At 41.2% G+C, this 16,723-nt stretch carries 13 protein-coding genes and 3 tRNA genes; 7 read left to right on the top strand and 9 right to left on the bottom strand.

Annotated elements, in window-relative coordinates; translation table 11 throughout:
* Positions 1 to 7: 7 nt before the first annotated feature.
* From EGC80_RS16715 to EGC80_RS22845, 3 genes are all read left to right on the top strand, one after another.
* Positions 8 to 1,669 carry a dihydrolipoyllysine-residue acetyltransferase gene (locus tag EGC80_RS16715; RefSeq protein WP_124011477.1) on the top strand — a complete coding sequence of 554 codons (1,662 nt, stop codon included), beginning with the start codon at positions 8 to 10 and terminating at the stop codon, positions 1,667 to 1,669.
* Between the two features lie 112 nt (positions 1,670 to 1,781).
* Positions 1,782 to 2,849, top strand: a complete 1,068-nt coding sequence (gene nadA / locus EGC80_RS16710) for a quinolinate synthase NadA (protein ID WP_101031649.1) — start codon at positions 1,782 to 1,784, stop codon at positions 2,847 to 2,849.
* Between the two features lie 301 nt (positions 2,850 to 3,150).
* Positions 3,151 to 3,276: a hypothetical protein gene (locus EGC80_RS22845; protein WP_267898625.1), complete on the top strand. Its 126-nt coding sequence runs from the start codon at positions 3,151 to 3,153 to the stop codon at positions 3,274 to 3,276.
* A gap of 52 nt (positions 3,277 to 3,328) precedes the next feature.
* On the opposite strand, the gene gap is transcribed toward EGC80_RS22845, so the two are convergent.
* Together gap and EGC80_RS16700 are read right to left on the bottom strand one after the other, a co-directional pair.
* The gene (gap, locus tag EGC80_RS16705; RefSeq protein ID WP_101031647.1) at positions 3,329 to 4,339 is read right to left on the bottom strand and encodes a type I glyceraldehyde-3-phosphate dehydrogenase; all 1,011 of its coding nucleotides are present in this window, start codon (positions 4,337 to 4,339) and stop codon (positions 3,329 to 3,331) included.
* 230 nt (positions 4,340 to 4,569) lie between these two features.
* Entirely contained in the window at positions 4,570 to 5,400 is an 831-nt protein-coding gene (locus tag EGC80_RS16700) for a DUF2989 domain-containing protein (protein ID WP_124011476.1), read from the bottom strand.
* A gap of 200 nt (positions 5,401 to 5,600) precedes the next feature.
* Between EGC80_RS16700 and EGC80_RS16695 the strand changes: the two genes are divergently transcribed.
* The 4 genes from EGC80_RS16695 to EGC80_RS16680 all read left to right on the top strand — a co-directional run bounded on the left by EGC80_RS16695 (position 5,601) and on the right by EGC80_RS16680 (position 7,735).
* Positions 5,601 to 7,037 (top strand): glyceraldehyde-3-phosphate dehydrogenase, encoded by a 1,437-nt coding sequence (locus EGC80_RS16695; protein WP_101031643.1) that lies wholly within the window; start codon positions 5,601 to 5,603, stop codon positions 7,035 to 7,037.
* Positions 7,038 to 7,409: 372 nt separating this feature from the next.
* Positions 7,410 to 7,485: transfer RNA gene (locus tag EGC80_RS16690), tRNA-Gly, on the top strand.
* 41 nt (positions 7,486 to 7,526) lie between these two features.
* A tRNA-Cys gene (locus EGC80_RS16685) sits at positions 7,527 to 7,600 on the top strand.
* Positions 7,601 to 7,649: 49 nt separating this feature from the next.
* Positions 7,650 to 7,735: transfer RNA gene (locus EGC80_RS16680), tRNA-Leu, on the top strand.
* Between the two features lie 302 nt (positions 7,736 to 8,037).
* On the opposite strand, the gene EGC80_RS16675 is transcribed toward EGC80_RS16680, so the two are convergent.
* The 7 genes from EGC80_RS16675 to betI form a co-directional block, all read right to left on the bottom strand.
* On the bottom strand, positions 8,038 to 9,138 hold the full coding sequence (locus EGC80_RS16675) for a glycerol dehydrogenase (RefSeq protein WP_101031641.1): 1,101 nt from the start codon (positions 9,136 to 9,138) through the stop codon (positions 8,038 to 8,040).
* Positions 9,139 to 9,953: 815 nt separating this feature from the next.
* Entirely contained in the window at positions 9,954 to 10,439 is a 486-nt protein-coding gene (locus EGC80_RS16670) for a MarR family winged helix-turn-helix transcriptional regulator (protein ID WP_101031639.1), read from the bottom strand.
* A gap of 132 nt (positions 10,440 to 10,571) precedes the next feature.
* Positions 10,572 to 11,279 carry a TorF family putative porin gene (locus EGC80_RS16665; protein WP_101031638.1) on the bottom strand — a complete coding sequence of 236 codons (708 nt, stop codon included), beginning with the start codon at positions 11,277 to 11,279 and terminating at the stop codon, positions 10,572 to 10,574.
* Between the two features lie 28 nt (positions 11,280 to 11,307).
* Positions 11,308 to 12,525 carry a BCCT family transporter gene (locus tag EGC80_RS16660; RefSeq protein ID WP_101031636.1) on the bottom strand — a complete coding sequence of 406 codons (1,218 nt, stop codon included), beginning with the start codon at positions 12,523 to 12,525 and terminating at the stop codon, positions 11,308 to 11,310.
* Between the two features lie 235 nt (positions 12,526 to 12,760).
* Positions 12,761 to 14,443: a choline dehydrogenase gene (betA, locus tag EGC80_RS16655; protein WP_124011475.1), complete on the bottom strand. Its 1,683-nt coding sequence runs from the start codon at positions 14,441 to 14,443 to the stop codon at positions 12,761 to 12,763.
* A gap of 15 nt (positions 14,444 to 14,458) precedes the next feature.
* Positions 14,459 to 15,925, bottom strand: a complete 1,467-nt coding sequence (gene betB / locus EGC80_RS16650) for a betaine-aldehyde dehydrogenase (RefSeq protein WP_124011474.1) — start codon at positions 15,923 to 15,925, stop codon at positions 14,459 to 14,461.
* A complete protein-coding gene (betI, locus tag EGC80_RS16645; protein WP_101031630.1) occupies positions 15,925 to 16,521 on the bottom strand; it encodes a transcriptional regulator BetI in 597 nt (198 codons plus the stop codon). Before betI ends, betB begins: the two co-directional genes overlap by 1 nt.
* Positions 16,522 to 16,723: the final 202 nt, after the last annotated feature.

Genomic DNA, 16,723 nt, shown 5'->3' with positions numbered 1-16,723 from the left:
GTAAGATATGATTAAAGATTTTATTTTACCCGACATCGGCGAAGGTGTGGTGGAATGCGAATTAGTTGATTGGTTAGTCAGTGAAGGTGATATGGTCACTGAAGATCAGCCGATTGCAGATGTAATGACTGATAAAGCGTTAGTGCAAATTCCAGCGCCCCATGGCGGAAAAATTACTAAGCTGTACTACGCTAAAGGTGAAATAGCCATTGTGCATCAACCATTGTACGCAGTAGAAATGGAAGGTGAAGAGAGCGATAGTGTCACTGACGCGCCGGTTGCTGAAGTCACAGCGGTTAGCGACACGGCCATTAATGACACAAGCGTTAACGACAGTAATGCTGTTGTTACCACCTCAAGCAGCCAATCAAACATTGAAGAATTCTTATTGCCAGACATTGGCGAAGGTATTGTTGAATGTGAATTGGTTGATTGGTTAGTAAAAGAAGGCGATATGGTGGTTGAAGATCAGCCTATTGCTGATGTGATGACCGATAAAGCCTTAGTGCAAATACCTGCAATGAAAGCCGGTAAAATTGTCAAACTGCATTATCGCAAAGGACAGCTCGCTAAAGTTCACTCGCCTTTATTTGCCATTGAAGTGGCAGCGGATAGTCATACTCAGTCCGCGACGGTAGAGGTTGCTGAACAAGCTCAAGTTGCTGCGCCACAAGGTAATCTTGAACCTGTTGCACAAGGTAAAGCGTTAGCCAGTCCGGCGGTACGCCGCATGGCCCGCTCGCGAGACATTAATATTGCTATGGTTGTGGGTACTGGCAAAAATGGCCGTGTTTATAAAGAAGACATTGAACGTCATCAGCAGGGGGCAAGTTCCACCCAAGCTGCTGTAAGCACAACGCCGGTGTCATCTTCTGCTAATCAAGTAAGTGGTCAAGTCGGTGGTCAATTAGAAAATCAAGCTGGTCAAATAAATAATAGCCCTACTGTTAGCTATGCTGGAGCAAGCGATAGAGTCGAGCCCATCAAAGGCGTGAAGGCTATCATGGCGAAGATGATGGTAGAGTCGGTATCGACTATCCCGCATTTTACTTACTGTGAAGAGTTTGATTTAACCGAATTAGTGGCTTTGCGTGAAAGCATGAAGCAACGTTATTCAACCGATGAAGTGAAGCTCACCATGATGCCCTTCTTTATGAAGGCCATGTCGTTAGCGATTACCCAATTTCCGATATTAAATAGCCAAGTGAATGCCGATTGCACTGAACTCACCTACAAGTCACGTCATAACATTGGTATGGCCGTTGACTCCAAAGTGGGTTTACTTGTACCTAATATCAAAGATGTTCAACGTAAATCGATTTTAGAAATCGCCGCTGATATTACTCGCTTAACGACTGCCGCGCGCAGCGGACGAGTATCACCAGCAGATTTAAAAGACGGCACTATTTCGATTTCTAACATTGGTGCTCTAGGTGGTACGGTGGCAACACCCATTATCAACAAACCTGAAGTGGCGATTGTGGCTTTGGGTAAATTGCAGGTATTGCCGCGCTTTAACGCCAATGGCGAAGTTGAAGCACGTAAGATCATGCAAGTGAGTTGGTCAGGCGATCACCGCGTCATTGATGGCGGCACCATTGCCCGTTTCTGTAATCTATGGAAACACTACCTAGAACAACCGCAAGAAATGCTTTTAGCCATGCGCTAATACTGTTAAGTGTTTAATACACTACCTTATCTAAAAGGACGCTAACGCGTCCTTTTGTTTTTAACCACGATTTTGTATAATATCCGGACAATGTCAATCGTTTGGAACCTGTATGAGTTTGTCGGCACCTAAAATTGAAACTATTGAGTATCCGTTTCCACCTAAACCTGCCGTGTTGTCTGACGCTGAAAAAGCACAATATAAAGCACACATTAAGCAGTTACTGATTGAAAAAGATGCGGTGTTAGTGGCCCATTACTATACCGACCCTGAAATTCAAGCCTTAGCAGAAGAAACCGGCGGCTGCGTATCTGATTCTCTAGAAATGGCACGCTTTGGTCGTGATCACCCAGCAAAGACATTAATTGTCGCAGGGGTGAAGTTTATGGGCGAAACCGCAAAAATTTTAAGCCCAGAAAAAACCATTTTAATGCCAACGTTAGAAGCAACCTGTTCATTAGATTTAGGTTGTCCGATAGAACTCTTTAGTGAGTTTTGCGATGCGCACCCTGATCATACCGTGGTGGTATACGCCAACACCTCTGCCGCAGTAAAAGCCCGTGCAGATTGGGTGGTAACCTCAAGTATTGCACTTGAAATTGTTGAGCACTTAGACAGCCAAGATAAAAAAATCATCTGGGCACCAGACCGTCACTTAGGCGCTTACATCAATAAGCAAACTGGCGCTGACATGCTGTTATGGCAGGGCGATTGTATTGTGCATGATGAGTTTCAAGCCAAAGCCTTACGCCAGCTTAAAAAGCAACATCCAACAGCAGCCGTTCTTGTTCATCCAGAATCACCTGCCAGTGTGATTGAACTTGCCGATGCCGTTGGCTCTACCAGCCAGCTCATTAACGCTGCGCAAACAATGCCTAATGACACTTTTATTGTTGCCACAGACCGCGGTATTTTTTATAAAATGCAGCAAGCGGCGCCAGGTAAAACCTTACTCGAGGCTCCAACCGGTGGTAACGGCGCGACCTGCAAGAGCTGCGCTCATTGCCCGTGGATGGCCATGAACGGTTTACCCGCTATCGAAGCGTCATTGGTTGATACCGACAAAACTGACCATGAAATCTTTGTTAGCGATGAACTGCGCATCAAAGCACTCATCCCACTCACCCGCATGCTCGATTTTGCCAAAGAATTGAATATGAAAGTGAAGGGCAACGCCTAAGCGCAAAGTTTAGTGTGAACAGAAAAATGAAAGCCGACATCAAGTCGGCTTTTTATTTAGCAGAATCGAGTTATCTAAAATAATACCAATGCTTAGTAACAACAAATATCTGATATTAAAATATTGTTCAGCTGAGGTTATAGTCAGAGGTATTGTTTTTTAAATTAATAATAATTACCAAGAGCTAACAAATTTTTGACTCGATTTTGTGCTTCGAATAACCATGATTCAATTATGTGGCAATTTGTTGTAACGATTATAATTTCATCACCACATAATCGCGATGGCATTTTAGACATTAATGGATACATTCATTTTTGTTACCTACTTCAGTAACGTTGAAGCTAAAATCCTGCCAGCACCAGCACCAGCACACACACAAAGGGTACACGGCTTACCCAACAGCCAACAAAAAGCCCCGCAATAAATGCGAGGCTCTTAAGCTAAACCAAATCCAACAAGCGACTCTACAAGGTAGATTACTTAGCGTTCATTAGTGCAACAGCGTTGTCTAACATGCGGTTACTGAAACCCCACTCGTTGTCGTACCATGACATCACTTTCACTAAACGACCGTTAACACGTGTTTGTGTTGCGTCGAAATTAGAAGAGAAAGGATTATGGTTAAAGTCGATAGACACTAATGGTTCTTCATTAATCGCTAACACTTCAGACATAGGAGACTGCAGTGAAGCACGAGTGATGATGGCGTTAACTTCTTCAATAGTGGTGTCGCGAGACGCTAAGAAGGTTAAATCAACTAAAGACACATTAATCGTTGGTACACGTACCGCTAATCCGTCAAATTTGCCTTGAAGCTCAGGAACCACTAAGCCTACTGCAGCAGCTGCACCGGTTTTAGTTGGGATCATCGACATTGCCGCAGCGCGAGCACGGCGTAAATCTGTGTGGTACACGTCAGATAAACGTTGATCGTTAGTGTATGAATGGATTGTGGTCATTAGACCTGACTCAATACCAATTTCATCATTTAACGGCTTAGCCATAGGCGCTAAACAGTTAGTCGTACATGATGCACCTGAAATCACTGTCATGTCTGAGGTTAATATGTCGTTATTCACACCATAAACGATGGTTGCATCTACATTCTTACCTGGAGCAGAAATAATAACTTTCTTTGCGCCTGCAGTAAGGTGTGGTTGCACAGATTCTTTAGAAGTAAAGATACCAGTACATTCAAAAACAACATCAATTTTTAACTCAGCCCAAGGTAACTTTGATGGGTCACGTTCTTGGAAAGTTAAGATTTTGTCGCCATTGACGTAGATAGCTTCATCGTCATGATCAACTTTAGCGTTGAAACGACCGTGTACAGTATCATACTTAGTTAAGTGGGCATTAATTGACGCATCACCTAAATCATTCAATGCTACGATTTCGATTGGGTAATCTTTGTCGCTTTCGTACAGTGCACGTAAAACATTTCTACCGATACGGCCATAGCCGTTAATTGCTACACGGATAGTCATCTCATATCCCTCAAGTTAAAATAATTTGGTGGCATGTGGATCGCCTAGTTGTAAAATTACCAAACTGGCTATAATAATCAAGTTAAATCACCCAAATATGCCGAATAAAGGATGTAATTGTCGTATTATTTTTACATTTAGCCCGTTTTGAAGATAAATTAACCACATTTTTGTAAGTTTACATAAATAGTTATTGCTACAAAAGCTGACATAAACAGTAAAATCGTCGTTTATCTCAATAATGTTTCACTGTGACTATTGGCAAATTTATTGCTCATTACCGTTGATACTAATTCAACTGCTTGGCGGTCTAAAACTAATGCGCGCTTATGATCACCATTAATGATGGCTAATACTTGTTCCTCATCGGCAAGGTTTTCGCTCATTAACAAATTGGCTCTGGTCAACAGATACTCTTTTTCACTATCCTGTTGTTGGCGGTAAATTGAGGCTAATGCTAAAAACCAATCAGGATCGACATTGGCTGGCTCTGATGTGGATAACAAATGCAAATAAAGTGATTTAGCGTCGCGAGGGGAGACCCGCACATAATAGGCGGCTAGTTGAGTAATAATTTCATTGTCGACGAGGTTACCTTGCTTATAGGTTTCTTCTACAATGGTGAATCCGGCTTGGTCGTTGAAACGCATCCAACGATAAAAAGCTAAATGCACATTATTATTAGTGCGGGTAAATTCTTGCAGTTCAGCGAGTGTTTGGGTGCTTACCGCAAATGCTTGCTCGCGATCACGAGTACGGTAGGTATTAAGTTTATGTTGCACTCCAGCGGCCAATTCGATGCATTTACTATAATCTTCTAGATGGACGAGCTGTTGATACAGTTGCTTACCAGTGGGCGATGAACTTTGTTTTAACGCGTATCGATGACGGATTAAGTCGGCTTTTTCAAAGCGACACCAACTATCTTCGTGTAAATCGCTACAAAGTTCAGGATTATTTTTACAAATTTGGTCGCTATTACGGTCATTATCACAGCCATAAAGACCAAAAAATGCCCCAATAACTGTAAATGATGTAATTAATACAAAATTATGGTTCAAAAACGTCTCCAAGAGCTGAATTGTCTAATAAAATTACACATTTACCGAAAATTTGTTACTAGCGAAATAGCGTATATTTTATTACAATGTCGGCGACCAACAGGGGTAGTCCCCATACAATATACTAAATTATTGGTCTTTTCTTATTGTTACTCAAACCTTTCTGAAAATAATAGAAAAGTGAGATAAAGGATCCCTACATGAGTGCAGATAAACATTTACAAAGCTGGCAAGAACGTTTCGAAATGGCAGAAGCAATGCAACCGTTGCTTGGAAAATTGTATCGTAACCAAGGCATTGAAGTAATGGTATATGGTAAACCATTACTAAACGCATCAACCATCGAAATCATTAAGTCACACCGTTTAGTACGTCGTCATGTCGGTGAAAAGTTACGTCTTCGTGAAAGTTTCCCATTTGTTGTAGCACTAAGCAAATTAGCCATCAAGCATTGCAGAGTGGATATCGGTAAATTAGCCATTAATTATTGGCGTGATAACAAGGATGCGAGCGGTATTGAAGCTTATATGGCTCACGAATTGTCAGAAGCGGTTAATCATGGTGATGATACCCCTCCTCGTGATGTTGTTCTTTACGGTTTTGGTCGTATCGGCCGTTTATTAGCCCGGTTGTTAATTGAACGTACAGGTAAGAGCAATAAATTGCGTCTGCGTGCCATTGTTTTACGGGGTGGGAAAAAGAGCGATTTAGAAAAACGTGCTAGTCTATTACGTCGTGATTCAGTACATGGACCGTTTAATGGGTCTGTTGAAGTGGATGAAGAAAACAACGCGCTCATTGCCAACGGTACTTACATTCAGATCATTTACGCTAATTCTCCAGACCAGGTTGATTACACTCAGTACGGCATTAACGATGCTTTAGTCGTGGATAACACCGGTATTTGGAAAGATGAAGCCGGTTTAGGTTTACACCTTAAAAGCCCTGGTGCGACCAAAGTATTGTTAACGGCACCCGCTAAAGGTGCGATTAAAAATATCGTATTCGGTGTTAATGAAAATGATATTCTCGATGAAGACACCATTGTATCGGCGGCAAGCTGTACCACTAACGCCATTACTCCAGTGTTAAAAGCGGTCAATGATAAATACGGTATTGAGAATGGCCACGTAGAAACCATTCATTCTTATACTAACGATCAAAATCTGATCGATAACTACCACAGTGCTGACCGTCGTGGTCGCAGCGCACCATTGAATATGGTTATTACTGAAACGGGTGCAGCTAAAGCCGTTGCCAAAGCATTGCCTGTATTAGCAGGTAAGTTAACCGGTAACGCGATCCGTGTACCAACACCTAACGTATCTATGGCTATCATCAGTGTTAATCTACAATCTGAAACTAATCGTGATGAGCTGAATGAATACTTAAAAGATGTGGCATTACAGTCTGGACTTCAGAATCAAATTGATTTTACTGAGTCAACTGAAATTGTATCTAGCGATTTAGTTGGTTCACGTTATGCGGGTGTGGTTGACTCTCAAGCGACGATTGCTGAAGGTAAGCGCGCTATTTTATACGTTTGGTATGACAACGAGTTTGGCTATAGCTGCCAAGTTGTTGGTGTTATGCAAAAAATGCTTGGTTTAACCACATTGTCATTACCAAAAAATTAATACGTTATAAATATCAACCTTAGGTGATGGGGACGATCAGTAAAGTCTTTATACTTAATATGTCTGTTTATTGAGTACTTACCCGTAAAGTTAATGATAAAGCATCTCTTTGGAGATGCTTTTTTATGCGCCTTGTAATATATTTAATCATACTGCTGTTTTATGCACCAAACGGTCATTTTGTGGCAATAAATCTGTTTTTATTGATTGACTATCAGGGCTAAAACGGTAGAATGCCATTCCGCAGTCAGGGGAAACGTTCTCTAGCTGTTAAGCGTTAAAGAGTTACAAATGTGACATTAGTTCAGTTGATACAGGTTGAAAGCCGATACCTTTTCTGCAGTATTAATGAAACGTTAAAGCGTTAGATATGCGACATTAGCTCAGTTGGTAGAGCGATACCTTGCCAAGGTATAGGTCATCGGTTCGAACCCGATATGTCGCTCCAATTTCTTTCTCATCCGATAGAGATGAAATTGGTTAAAGCATGGCGCGATGGCAGAATGGCTATGCTGCGGATTGCAAATCCGCCTATCTCGGTTCGACTCCGGGTTGCGCCTCCACAATATTGCGTTTAATGGTTACTTTTAGTAACGGTTAAAACAACACTTTGCCCGAGTGGTGGAATCGGTAGACACAAGGGATTTAAAATCCCTCGCTGAATAAGCGTGCCGGTTCAAGTCCGGCCTCGGGTACCATCATTTACATACGTAAGTATGGTGTAAAAAAGCCTCAACATTAGTTGGGGCTTTTTTACATCTTGAATTTAGTTGTAAAGAATAAAGATGAACATCCATCTCACTCTTGTTAAGCATCAGGCGTGCCACTCTTTGTTATCAAGAATAGTCCGGCCTCGGGTACCATTATAATCTCTAGTAATAGAAAGTGGTAAAAAAAAGCCTCAACATGAGTTGGGGCTTTTTATGTTTGGAATTTGGACCTAACATTAAAAGATTAACATCTCGGCCGGTTTATAATGATGGGGAGTTACCTTATAAAATTAAGCTAATTGCAGATACTCTTCACCCATCGCATTGGCAGTCACAATAGCATTGTAAACTTCAGTAACGGTCACACCGCCTTGGGTGTTGTGGATCGTTTCTCCTTCCTTACAAGCCGCTTGGGCAACACGCATCAACTCTTCACTGGTGTAATCTGTTAAACCAATCTGATTTAACGTAATGGGTAAACCGACGGTTAAACAGAAATCGATCACATTTTCAATTTCTTCCATTGGCTGATCTTCAAGGATCAATTGAACCAATGTGCCAAATGCCACGATTTCACCATGCATGGTCTTTTCACACTGCTTAAGAATAGTGAAACCATTATAGATAGAATGAGCCGTAGCTAAACCACCGTTTTCAGCGCCGACACCACTGAGATAAGTACAGGCTTCCAACACTTTTTCAACCGCAGGTGTTACTGCGTCATTTTCGACGGCAAGTTTGGCTTTTAAGCCATAATCACGCAATATTTCATAACACAATTTAGACAGTGCAAAACCGGCTTGAGATACCGCACCAGCAACAAGGTTGGCAGATTTTGTATTTAAGCAAGTTCTGGCCTCAAAATAGGTTCCTAACGCATCGCCCATTCCTGCTACTAGAAAACGTACGGGTGCTTTTGCGATAATGGTAGAATCGACCAGAACAACATCAGGATTTTTAGGATAGAAAAGATATTCGCTAAATTCTCCTTCATCATTATAAATAACAGATAATGCAGTACATGGCGCATCAGTTGCTGCTATGGTTGGTACAATAATTACTGAGACTTTAGAAAAATGACCAACCGCCTTAACGGTATCAAATGTTCTACCTCCACCTATCCCAATAATGGCATCACAACCGCTCATCTTAAGTAATTCTTCGATACGACGAATTTCTGTCATGGAACTTTGGCCATTAAATTCTTCAAATACCAATTTTGAAGTATCACCACCAAAGGCCTGTTCTATTTTTTCCTTGGTCATATTCATGACAAACTCATCGGCTACAACATAGAACTTTGTGCCTATCGAGGAAACGTGTTTTTCCAGTTCCAAAATAGCGTTAGCACCTTGAACATATCGAGATGGGGCTCTCATAACAGTTAACATTGATTCTCTCCAAAATGTAATTTTAAAATTTACCAATATACCCCAAAGCACAACCAGTAAAAAAAGTTGACTCACTAGCTTCTCTATAACACATGGATAATATTGACTTTTTTCAATTACCACTCCCATGTTGTTATAAGCACAAAGGAATACATACTCATCTCATACTAAACGACTCCAGTTTGACTTTAAAGGCTTTAATCGTGCAATTTTTCTAACTGATTAGCGTGTAAAGCAGAAAGGATAAATGAGCCGATCCTACATCATCAATTTTATATTGGTTAATTTTGATGAGACTTCTAGCCCAACGCGCCTTGTAACCAAAGTGTAAATAGCGAGTATGAGATACTGATGATGGTGATTTGAACGTTAAGTTATTTAGCGTATTTGGCTAATCGGTTTTATGAAAAAGTGAGTAACAATTTTAGTCGCAAGCTTATTGAAACGTTAAAGTCGTCACGTCTTTTATATTCTGGGTAGTAATAATATCAATGTTTGTGCGCTTGAGTCTTTCTGTGGCTAATATGTGGCTAATGCTGAGTGTTGATATATCTGCATAGATCGATGCACGAAATTAGCCATTCACTTTTCTTAGTTCTCTCTAGACTATGGTGCCGACCATCTCGCTTTAATCGAGCATTTGGTGTTAGGCTGATATTTACTATGATTTGCACTGCAGACGTTGAAACAGTATGGCTTTCAAAAAGATGACAACACATGACAACCGAAGGGGTAAATATTAAGATTAAACGCTAGCCAGCTGCAATACCTATAACGCAAGATGGTTCTCGCGCTATAGATAAGAAAGGGGGAACTTATTGAGGTTGATCTTCTACTTGAATTTGGCCGACGTACAATACAGGCGCCGCATCAATATCATTGGCATCCATCATTGTCGCAATACGTTCGACTGCAGACAATAATTGGCTTTGTTCCCATTCTTCAAGATTCTGATAGCGCATAATAAAATGTTCTTGCAATGGTTTAGGTGCACTGTTTAACAGTGTTTTACCTGCTTCACTTAATGATAAGTGAACTTTACGCTTGTCAGTTTCACTGCGCGTTCTAATTACAAATCCACGCTTTTCGAGTCGGTCAATAATGGTCGTCACTGTGGCTGCACTTAAATTAATCTCTTGGGCAATTTTTTTAGCCAGTGGCGCCTCAAGCTGATCAACTTTTTGTATTACCATTAATTGCGGTCCAGTTAGACCGGATAGTTTATTTAATTGGCGCGAGTGTATGTCAATGGCTCTGATCACCCGGCGTAATGAAATTAACAGCTGCTCGTATTTTTCCATAATCCCCTTATTCTCCTCTTCATAATTGACCCCGCACGAGAGAAGAATTTTGCTTATTACTCATGCTCAATATTAAAAAACAGAATAATGTCAAAGACATTATTCTGTTTTGCTATTATTGATTATAACAGTTTATAGCGTGAAAGTTCGTGATACAGATAATACTACACGAGAATCGCTTACATCATTGTTCATGCTGGTATCTTCAGCAGCAACATTGAAGTCAAAACCTTCCCAGCTAGTCATGTATTCTGCACGGTAATGGTTGTAAGACTTGTCACCATCCCATGCCCACTTATCTTCGTCTTGCGACGTAGAGCGGTCAACGCTTACACGAATGTCATGACCTTCTGCAATGGTAAAGGTATGTGCGACCATCATGATGTAATGGTCAGCATCAACACCAAAGTAATCCCATGAATACCAAAAGTTCAATTCAGTATGACCAAGCGATGAGCCGTAACCAAATTTGGTGTATATCTCAGGGTAGTAATATTCATCAGAGGCATTATCACCATGGTAAGTGTAATATGCGATACCTGCATCAACAGAGACTCGGTCAGTTAACTCAACATAATTACCTGCATAAAAATCAAGTTCTAACCAAGTGTCATCAGCACTGCCAAAGTCGACGTTTGATGCCCATGCACCAACGTACCAACCGTCATTGGCAGCATAATCTAAGCTAGCTTGTAATGCAGGGTCATTATCCGTTTGGCTAACACCATTAAAGGTATAGTCAGACGTTGCATTAACCGTGGTACTTAACTCACCAGCCATAACAGTAGTTGGTATAGCAAATAAGCTTAATAGAGCTAACTTTTTTATTGTCGTATTCATCATTATTCCTTGGATTATTATTATTTGTTTAGTCTGCTAATTCGATTTTAGTGAAATCGATTTTATTTTCTTTTGGAGAGCGTTCAATATCTCCCACATTACGGTAGTGTGATTTTAATATGTATACGAAACAACTTAATATCAAGCCAATAGCCAGTGCGCCGACCAACTGAATTTGTAGGAAATCCAATTTAAATAGCAAGGTTAAACCACTCAGTACGACAACATTACCGACGATATAAGGTATTTTACCAAAACGTTCAACCGTTAGGTTTAAGTTGTCAGTGTATAAACGTACCAGTGAATCGAGTGAGTTAATCACAAACGTTACGCCAACAATCACCATCGCAAGATTATAGAAACCTGACGTGTCAATGCCGTTTGCGCTGTAGTAGTAAAGTACCGTGAACCAAATGGCAATTGGAATTGAAGGGAACACCATCATAGCGATTAACACTTGATAAGTTTTCATTCCACCAACAAAACGTGCGGTAAATTGACCAATCATAATGCTCCACGCAAACCACCAGAACAGGTAAAATTCATGGTAATCGTTTATCGGTAGCACAAAGTTATGGATATTACCGAAGTAGTCACCGAGTAATGCAAATGTGGTAAAGAACTCACCCACACTTGAGTCGTCTGATAAAAATGCACCACACCACATAATGGCAATCAAACCTAGGAACAACCATGTACTGCCTAAACTGAGATAACGAACATAGCGAATACTGGTGCTTGAATACACTGCGGCGGCAATGACCATCAATACTATTAAGTAGAAGCTGCCAACAATCGTTTCACCATCCCCTAATTGCGGCAAATACCAGGGTAAGTTGGTTAATAATAAGTAAGCGGTAAAGGCACAAGTGCCAATAATGACAATGTTATTAATAAATTTAATTAATGGAATTTCAAAATACTTTACTCTTGGTTCAATAACACAGAAGTAGAAGCACGTTAGAAAATAAAATGCCCAAATTAAGCAGGCCCAAAAACCAAACTCAATCGCTAACGGATTACTAAATCCATATTCAGGACTGGCGGCTAAATCTGCATATCCGGCAAATTCAGTTAACGGAAACATGATTAAACCCACATCAAGTCCAGATGTGAACAAAATGGCAATAAAAGTAAACTTACGCACTGGTGTGACGCCAACGCACTGCATGTTACCCCAACGATAAATCACAAATGCGATAGCGATAAACGTAAATAAAATACCTATTGATAACCAGGTAGTCATTATTTGACTCCTGAATAAAGGGTGTGTGCGAACATAATGTTGGCTCCTTGTTGTATGTTTTCTTATGCCATAGAACAATTTTTAAAGGCAAAAACCCTCAAGCCTTAAGTATCGTGTTGACGATAGTTAAACCCTGATAGATTGAACTTAGCTAAATAGGCCATTTACAAAAATGTAGGTTGGCCATCAACCCGTTGTCGATGTGTATTAATGAATACACATCGACTAATTAGTGTTAATCAACTTGACGTTTGGGGGCTTGTAATCGTTGTGATGTTTGCCACTGTTTGGCAATGGTCACGTTTGACAAACTTGGCGCGAGCGGCTCGTTACCTAAAATAATATCGGCAGCGCGCTCGGCGACCATGATGGTCGGCGAGTTCAAATTACCATTAGGAATGGTCGGAAAAATTGACGAGTCAACCACTCGTAAACCATTAATACCGTGAACTTTAGTTTCTGAATCGACAACAGCCATATCATCTTCGCCCATTTTGCATGTGCAAGAAGGGTGATATGCGCTTTCTACTGAGCTTCTAACAAAACGATCAATTTCTTCATCGGTTTGCACCGCTAAGCTTGGTTGGATTTCTTCACCACGATACTCATCTAAACCTGGTTGATTGATGATTTCACGGGTTAAGCGAACACAAGCTCTAAAAGCTTCAATATCATCTTGGTGTGATAAATAATTGAACTGAATTTGTGGAGCAACCTTGGGATCATTTGATGCCACAGTGACAGTCCCACGGCTTTTGGGTTTATTGTGACCAATGTGAACTTGGAAACCATGGCCCGCAAAAGCTTCTTTACCGTCATAGCGCATTGCAGCAGGTAAGAAGTGATACTGTAAATCTGGCCACTCTAAGCCAGCTTTTGAACGGATAAAGCCACAAGATTCAAAATGGTTAGTTGCGCCTAAACCTGACTTATCTAAAATCCAACGAGCACCAATAAACAGTTTGTTTAATGGATCAATTTTGCCATTAAGCGAAATGGGTTTTAAGCACTTAAATTGAAAGTAAAACTCTAAGTGATCCTGCAGATTCTGGCCAACACCGGGTAATTGATGTACTTGCTCAATGCCTGCGCTAGCTAATGTGCTGGCGTCGCCAATACCCGATAACTGCAAAATATGTGGCGACCCAATTGAACCGGCCGATAACACCACTTCTTTATTGCAGTTAATATCAATCAACTGACCTTTACACTCGTAACGAACGCCGATAGCTGTTTTACCTTGCATGATAACCTTGTGCACTAAAGCATGAGTTACCACGGTTAAATTAGGGCGTTTCATTGCAGGGCGAAGGTAGGCATTTGCCGTAGACCAACGCACGCCGTTTTTAACCGTCATGTGCATTGGACCAAAACCTTCTTGCTGACTGGCATTGTAATCATCGGTTGCTAAATAGCCGGCATCGACACCTGCATCAACAAAAGCTTGATATAAAGGGTTTTTCATTTCATTGCCGTTATTAACCGCTAATGGGCCTTTATCACCACGATATTCATTACCACCAAAAGACCATGTTTCGGCTTTTTTAAAGTAAGGTAGGCAATGAGCATAATCCCAGTCTTTTGCACCTTTTTGTTGCCACTCGTCAAAATCGCGAGCATGACCACGCACGTAAACCATGCCATTAATCGATGATGAACCGCCTAATACTTTGCCGCGAGGGCAATGCATGCGACGATTATCTAAATACGGTTCGGCTTCGGTTTCAAACTGCCAGGCATACTTTTTAGTATTCATTGGGATAGATAGCGCCGTTGGCATTTGAATAAAAATGCTCTTGTCACTACCACCGGTTTCAAGAATTAATACTTTATTGTCTGGGTTCTCAGTTAAGCGGTTAGCCAATACACAACCTGCGCTACCGGCGCCGACAATAATATAATCATATTGATGAGTCATTAGTTTAGTCACTCCTTAAAATGGGCTTTCAAGTGACTGCATACCCACGTAAACAGCTTTGATTTGGGTGTATGCCTTTAATGTTTCAGCGCCATTTTCACGGCCAACCCCCGACATTTTATAACCACCAACAGGCATTTCTGCAGGGGAGGCGCCATAGGCATTAATCCAACAAATGCCTGCTTGGATTTGGTGGATCACTCTGTGAGCACGGGTTATGTCTTGAGTAAACACGCCAGCCGCTAAACCTAAATGAGTGCTATTAGCTCGACGGATCACTTCGTCTTCATCAGTAAAGGTTAATACCGACATTACCGGCCCAAACACTTCTTCTTTAGACAAGGTCATGTTATCGGTACAATCAGTAAAGATAGTCGGGGCAACAAAGAAACCATTAGGGGCATTGTCAGGCTGTAATGCTGTTCCACCGGTTAATAAGGTAGCACCTTCTTTTTTACCGATATCAATGTAGTCAAGTACTTTTTGTTGATGGTCGCGTGAGATCAATGCCCCGAAATTAGTGTTAGGGTCCATTGGATCGCCGCAAATAATGTTCTGCTCAGTACGTTCTTTTAAGCGTTGAATAAATTGCGGATAAATATCTTGCTGCACAAAGACTCGAGTACCATTAGTACAGACTTCGCCTTGAGTATAAAAATTAGCTAACATCGCAGCTGATACTGCATTTTCAACGTCGGCATCGTTAAAGATAATCAATGGCGACTTACCGCCCAGCTCCATGGTCACGTATTTTAGTGAGCCAGCGGCGGCTGCCATGACCTTTTTACCGGTTCCCACTTCGCCAGTAAAAGATACTTTAGCGATATCTTTACTCGTGGTTAGCCATTCACCGACGCTACCGTCACCTTGAACAACGTTAAATACGCCATCCGGCACGCCAGCTTGAGTGAAGATTTCAGCTAAACGCATTGCGCCGCGAGGGGTTTCTTCTGAAGGCTTAAAAATCATCACATTACCGCAAGCAAGTGCAGGGGCGGCTTTCCAACAAGCTATCTGTAGTGGGTAGTTCCATGCGCCAATACCGGCACAAATGCCTAATGGCTCACGGCGAGTGTAATAAAAATCTGCGCCGACAGGTTGCTGATTACCTTCAATACTGGGGGCGAGACCTGCAAAGAACTCGATAGAGTCGGCACCAGTAACGACATCGACTACTGAGGCTTCTTGCCATGGTTTACCAGTATCGAGTACTTCACCTGCGGCAAGTTCATCATTTTGTTCACGAAGTAGGGCAACGGCTTTTAGTAAAATGCGGCTACGTTCAATTGGGGCCATTGCCGACCAAATCGCAAAACCGACTTTAGCGCTGTCTATGGCGGCTTGTTGCACAGACTCAGTTGCCACCTCAACTAAATAGCTGACTTCCCCTGTAGCAGGATTTGTTACTTCAAATGTTTCACCAGTGCCATTTGACTGGTATTTTCCATGAATATAATTTTGATAAATAACTCTAGATGACATCAATTTACTCCGTTGTGCACGATCAGAGCCTTTATAAAGGCTTTAGATAAAATTTGGGCTTGTTTAAAATCTTCAATTGGGGTGGCACTCAGCGCACTGCGTAACCAAAAACCATCAATCACTGCCGCAGTTTGCTTAGCGGCATTGACCGCTTCAATGTTAGGTAACAGTTGTTTATACGAAAAAAGCAGATTGCTGTATAACCGCTGACTATTAATGTTTTGTAACCTTGCGAGTCCAGGATCGTGCATCGCTTGGGACCAGAAGCTTAACCATGTTTTTGTCGCGCCGCCTGAACGTTGTAATTCAGTAAAGTTAGCTTCCACAATCATTGAAAGCCGATCTATCGGGGTTAACGTTTTGCCTGATGTTCTGGCCAGTAATGCTTGCTTCAATTCATCTAACAGAAATTTTAGCGTGGCTTCTATTAACCCTTGTTTTCCACCAAAATAGTGGCTGATGATCCCAGATGACATTCCGGCTAATCCACTAATAGTATTAATCGTCGTGTTCTGTAACCCATGTTGTTCGACAGACATTAACGTGGCATCTATCAGCTGTTGTTGTCTGACGTTTTTCATTATAGGTCTTGACATAAAATGGGTCCGTTATCCGTATTAACAATTGTTAATTGAACGCTCAATTAATAAGTATACTAATGATTAGAGCTCTAAGTATCAAGCGTTTATTTGATCTAGATCATAAAACAGATGTTGCTAAACAAGATTTAAATCAGCATTTAAAGTTTAAGTCTACGTTTTTAATGATTAATAGTTGATAATATGAAGTTGATATTTT

It is taken from the genome of Shewanella psychromarinicola (genome assembly GCF_003855155.1).
Taxonomy (GTDB): Bacteria; Pseudomonadota; Gammaproteobacteria; order Enterobacterales; family Shewanellaceae; genus Shewanella; species Shewanella psychromarinicola.
The sequence above is the reverse complement of the archived record's forward strand: the minus strand, read 5'-3'. Positions and strand labels throughout refer to the sequence as shown.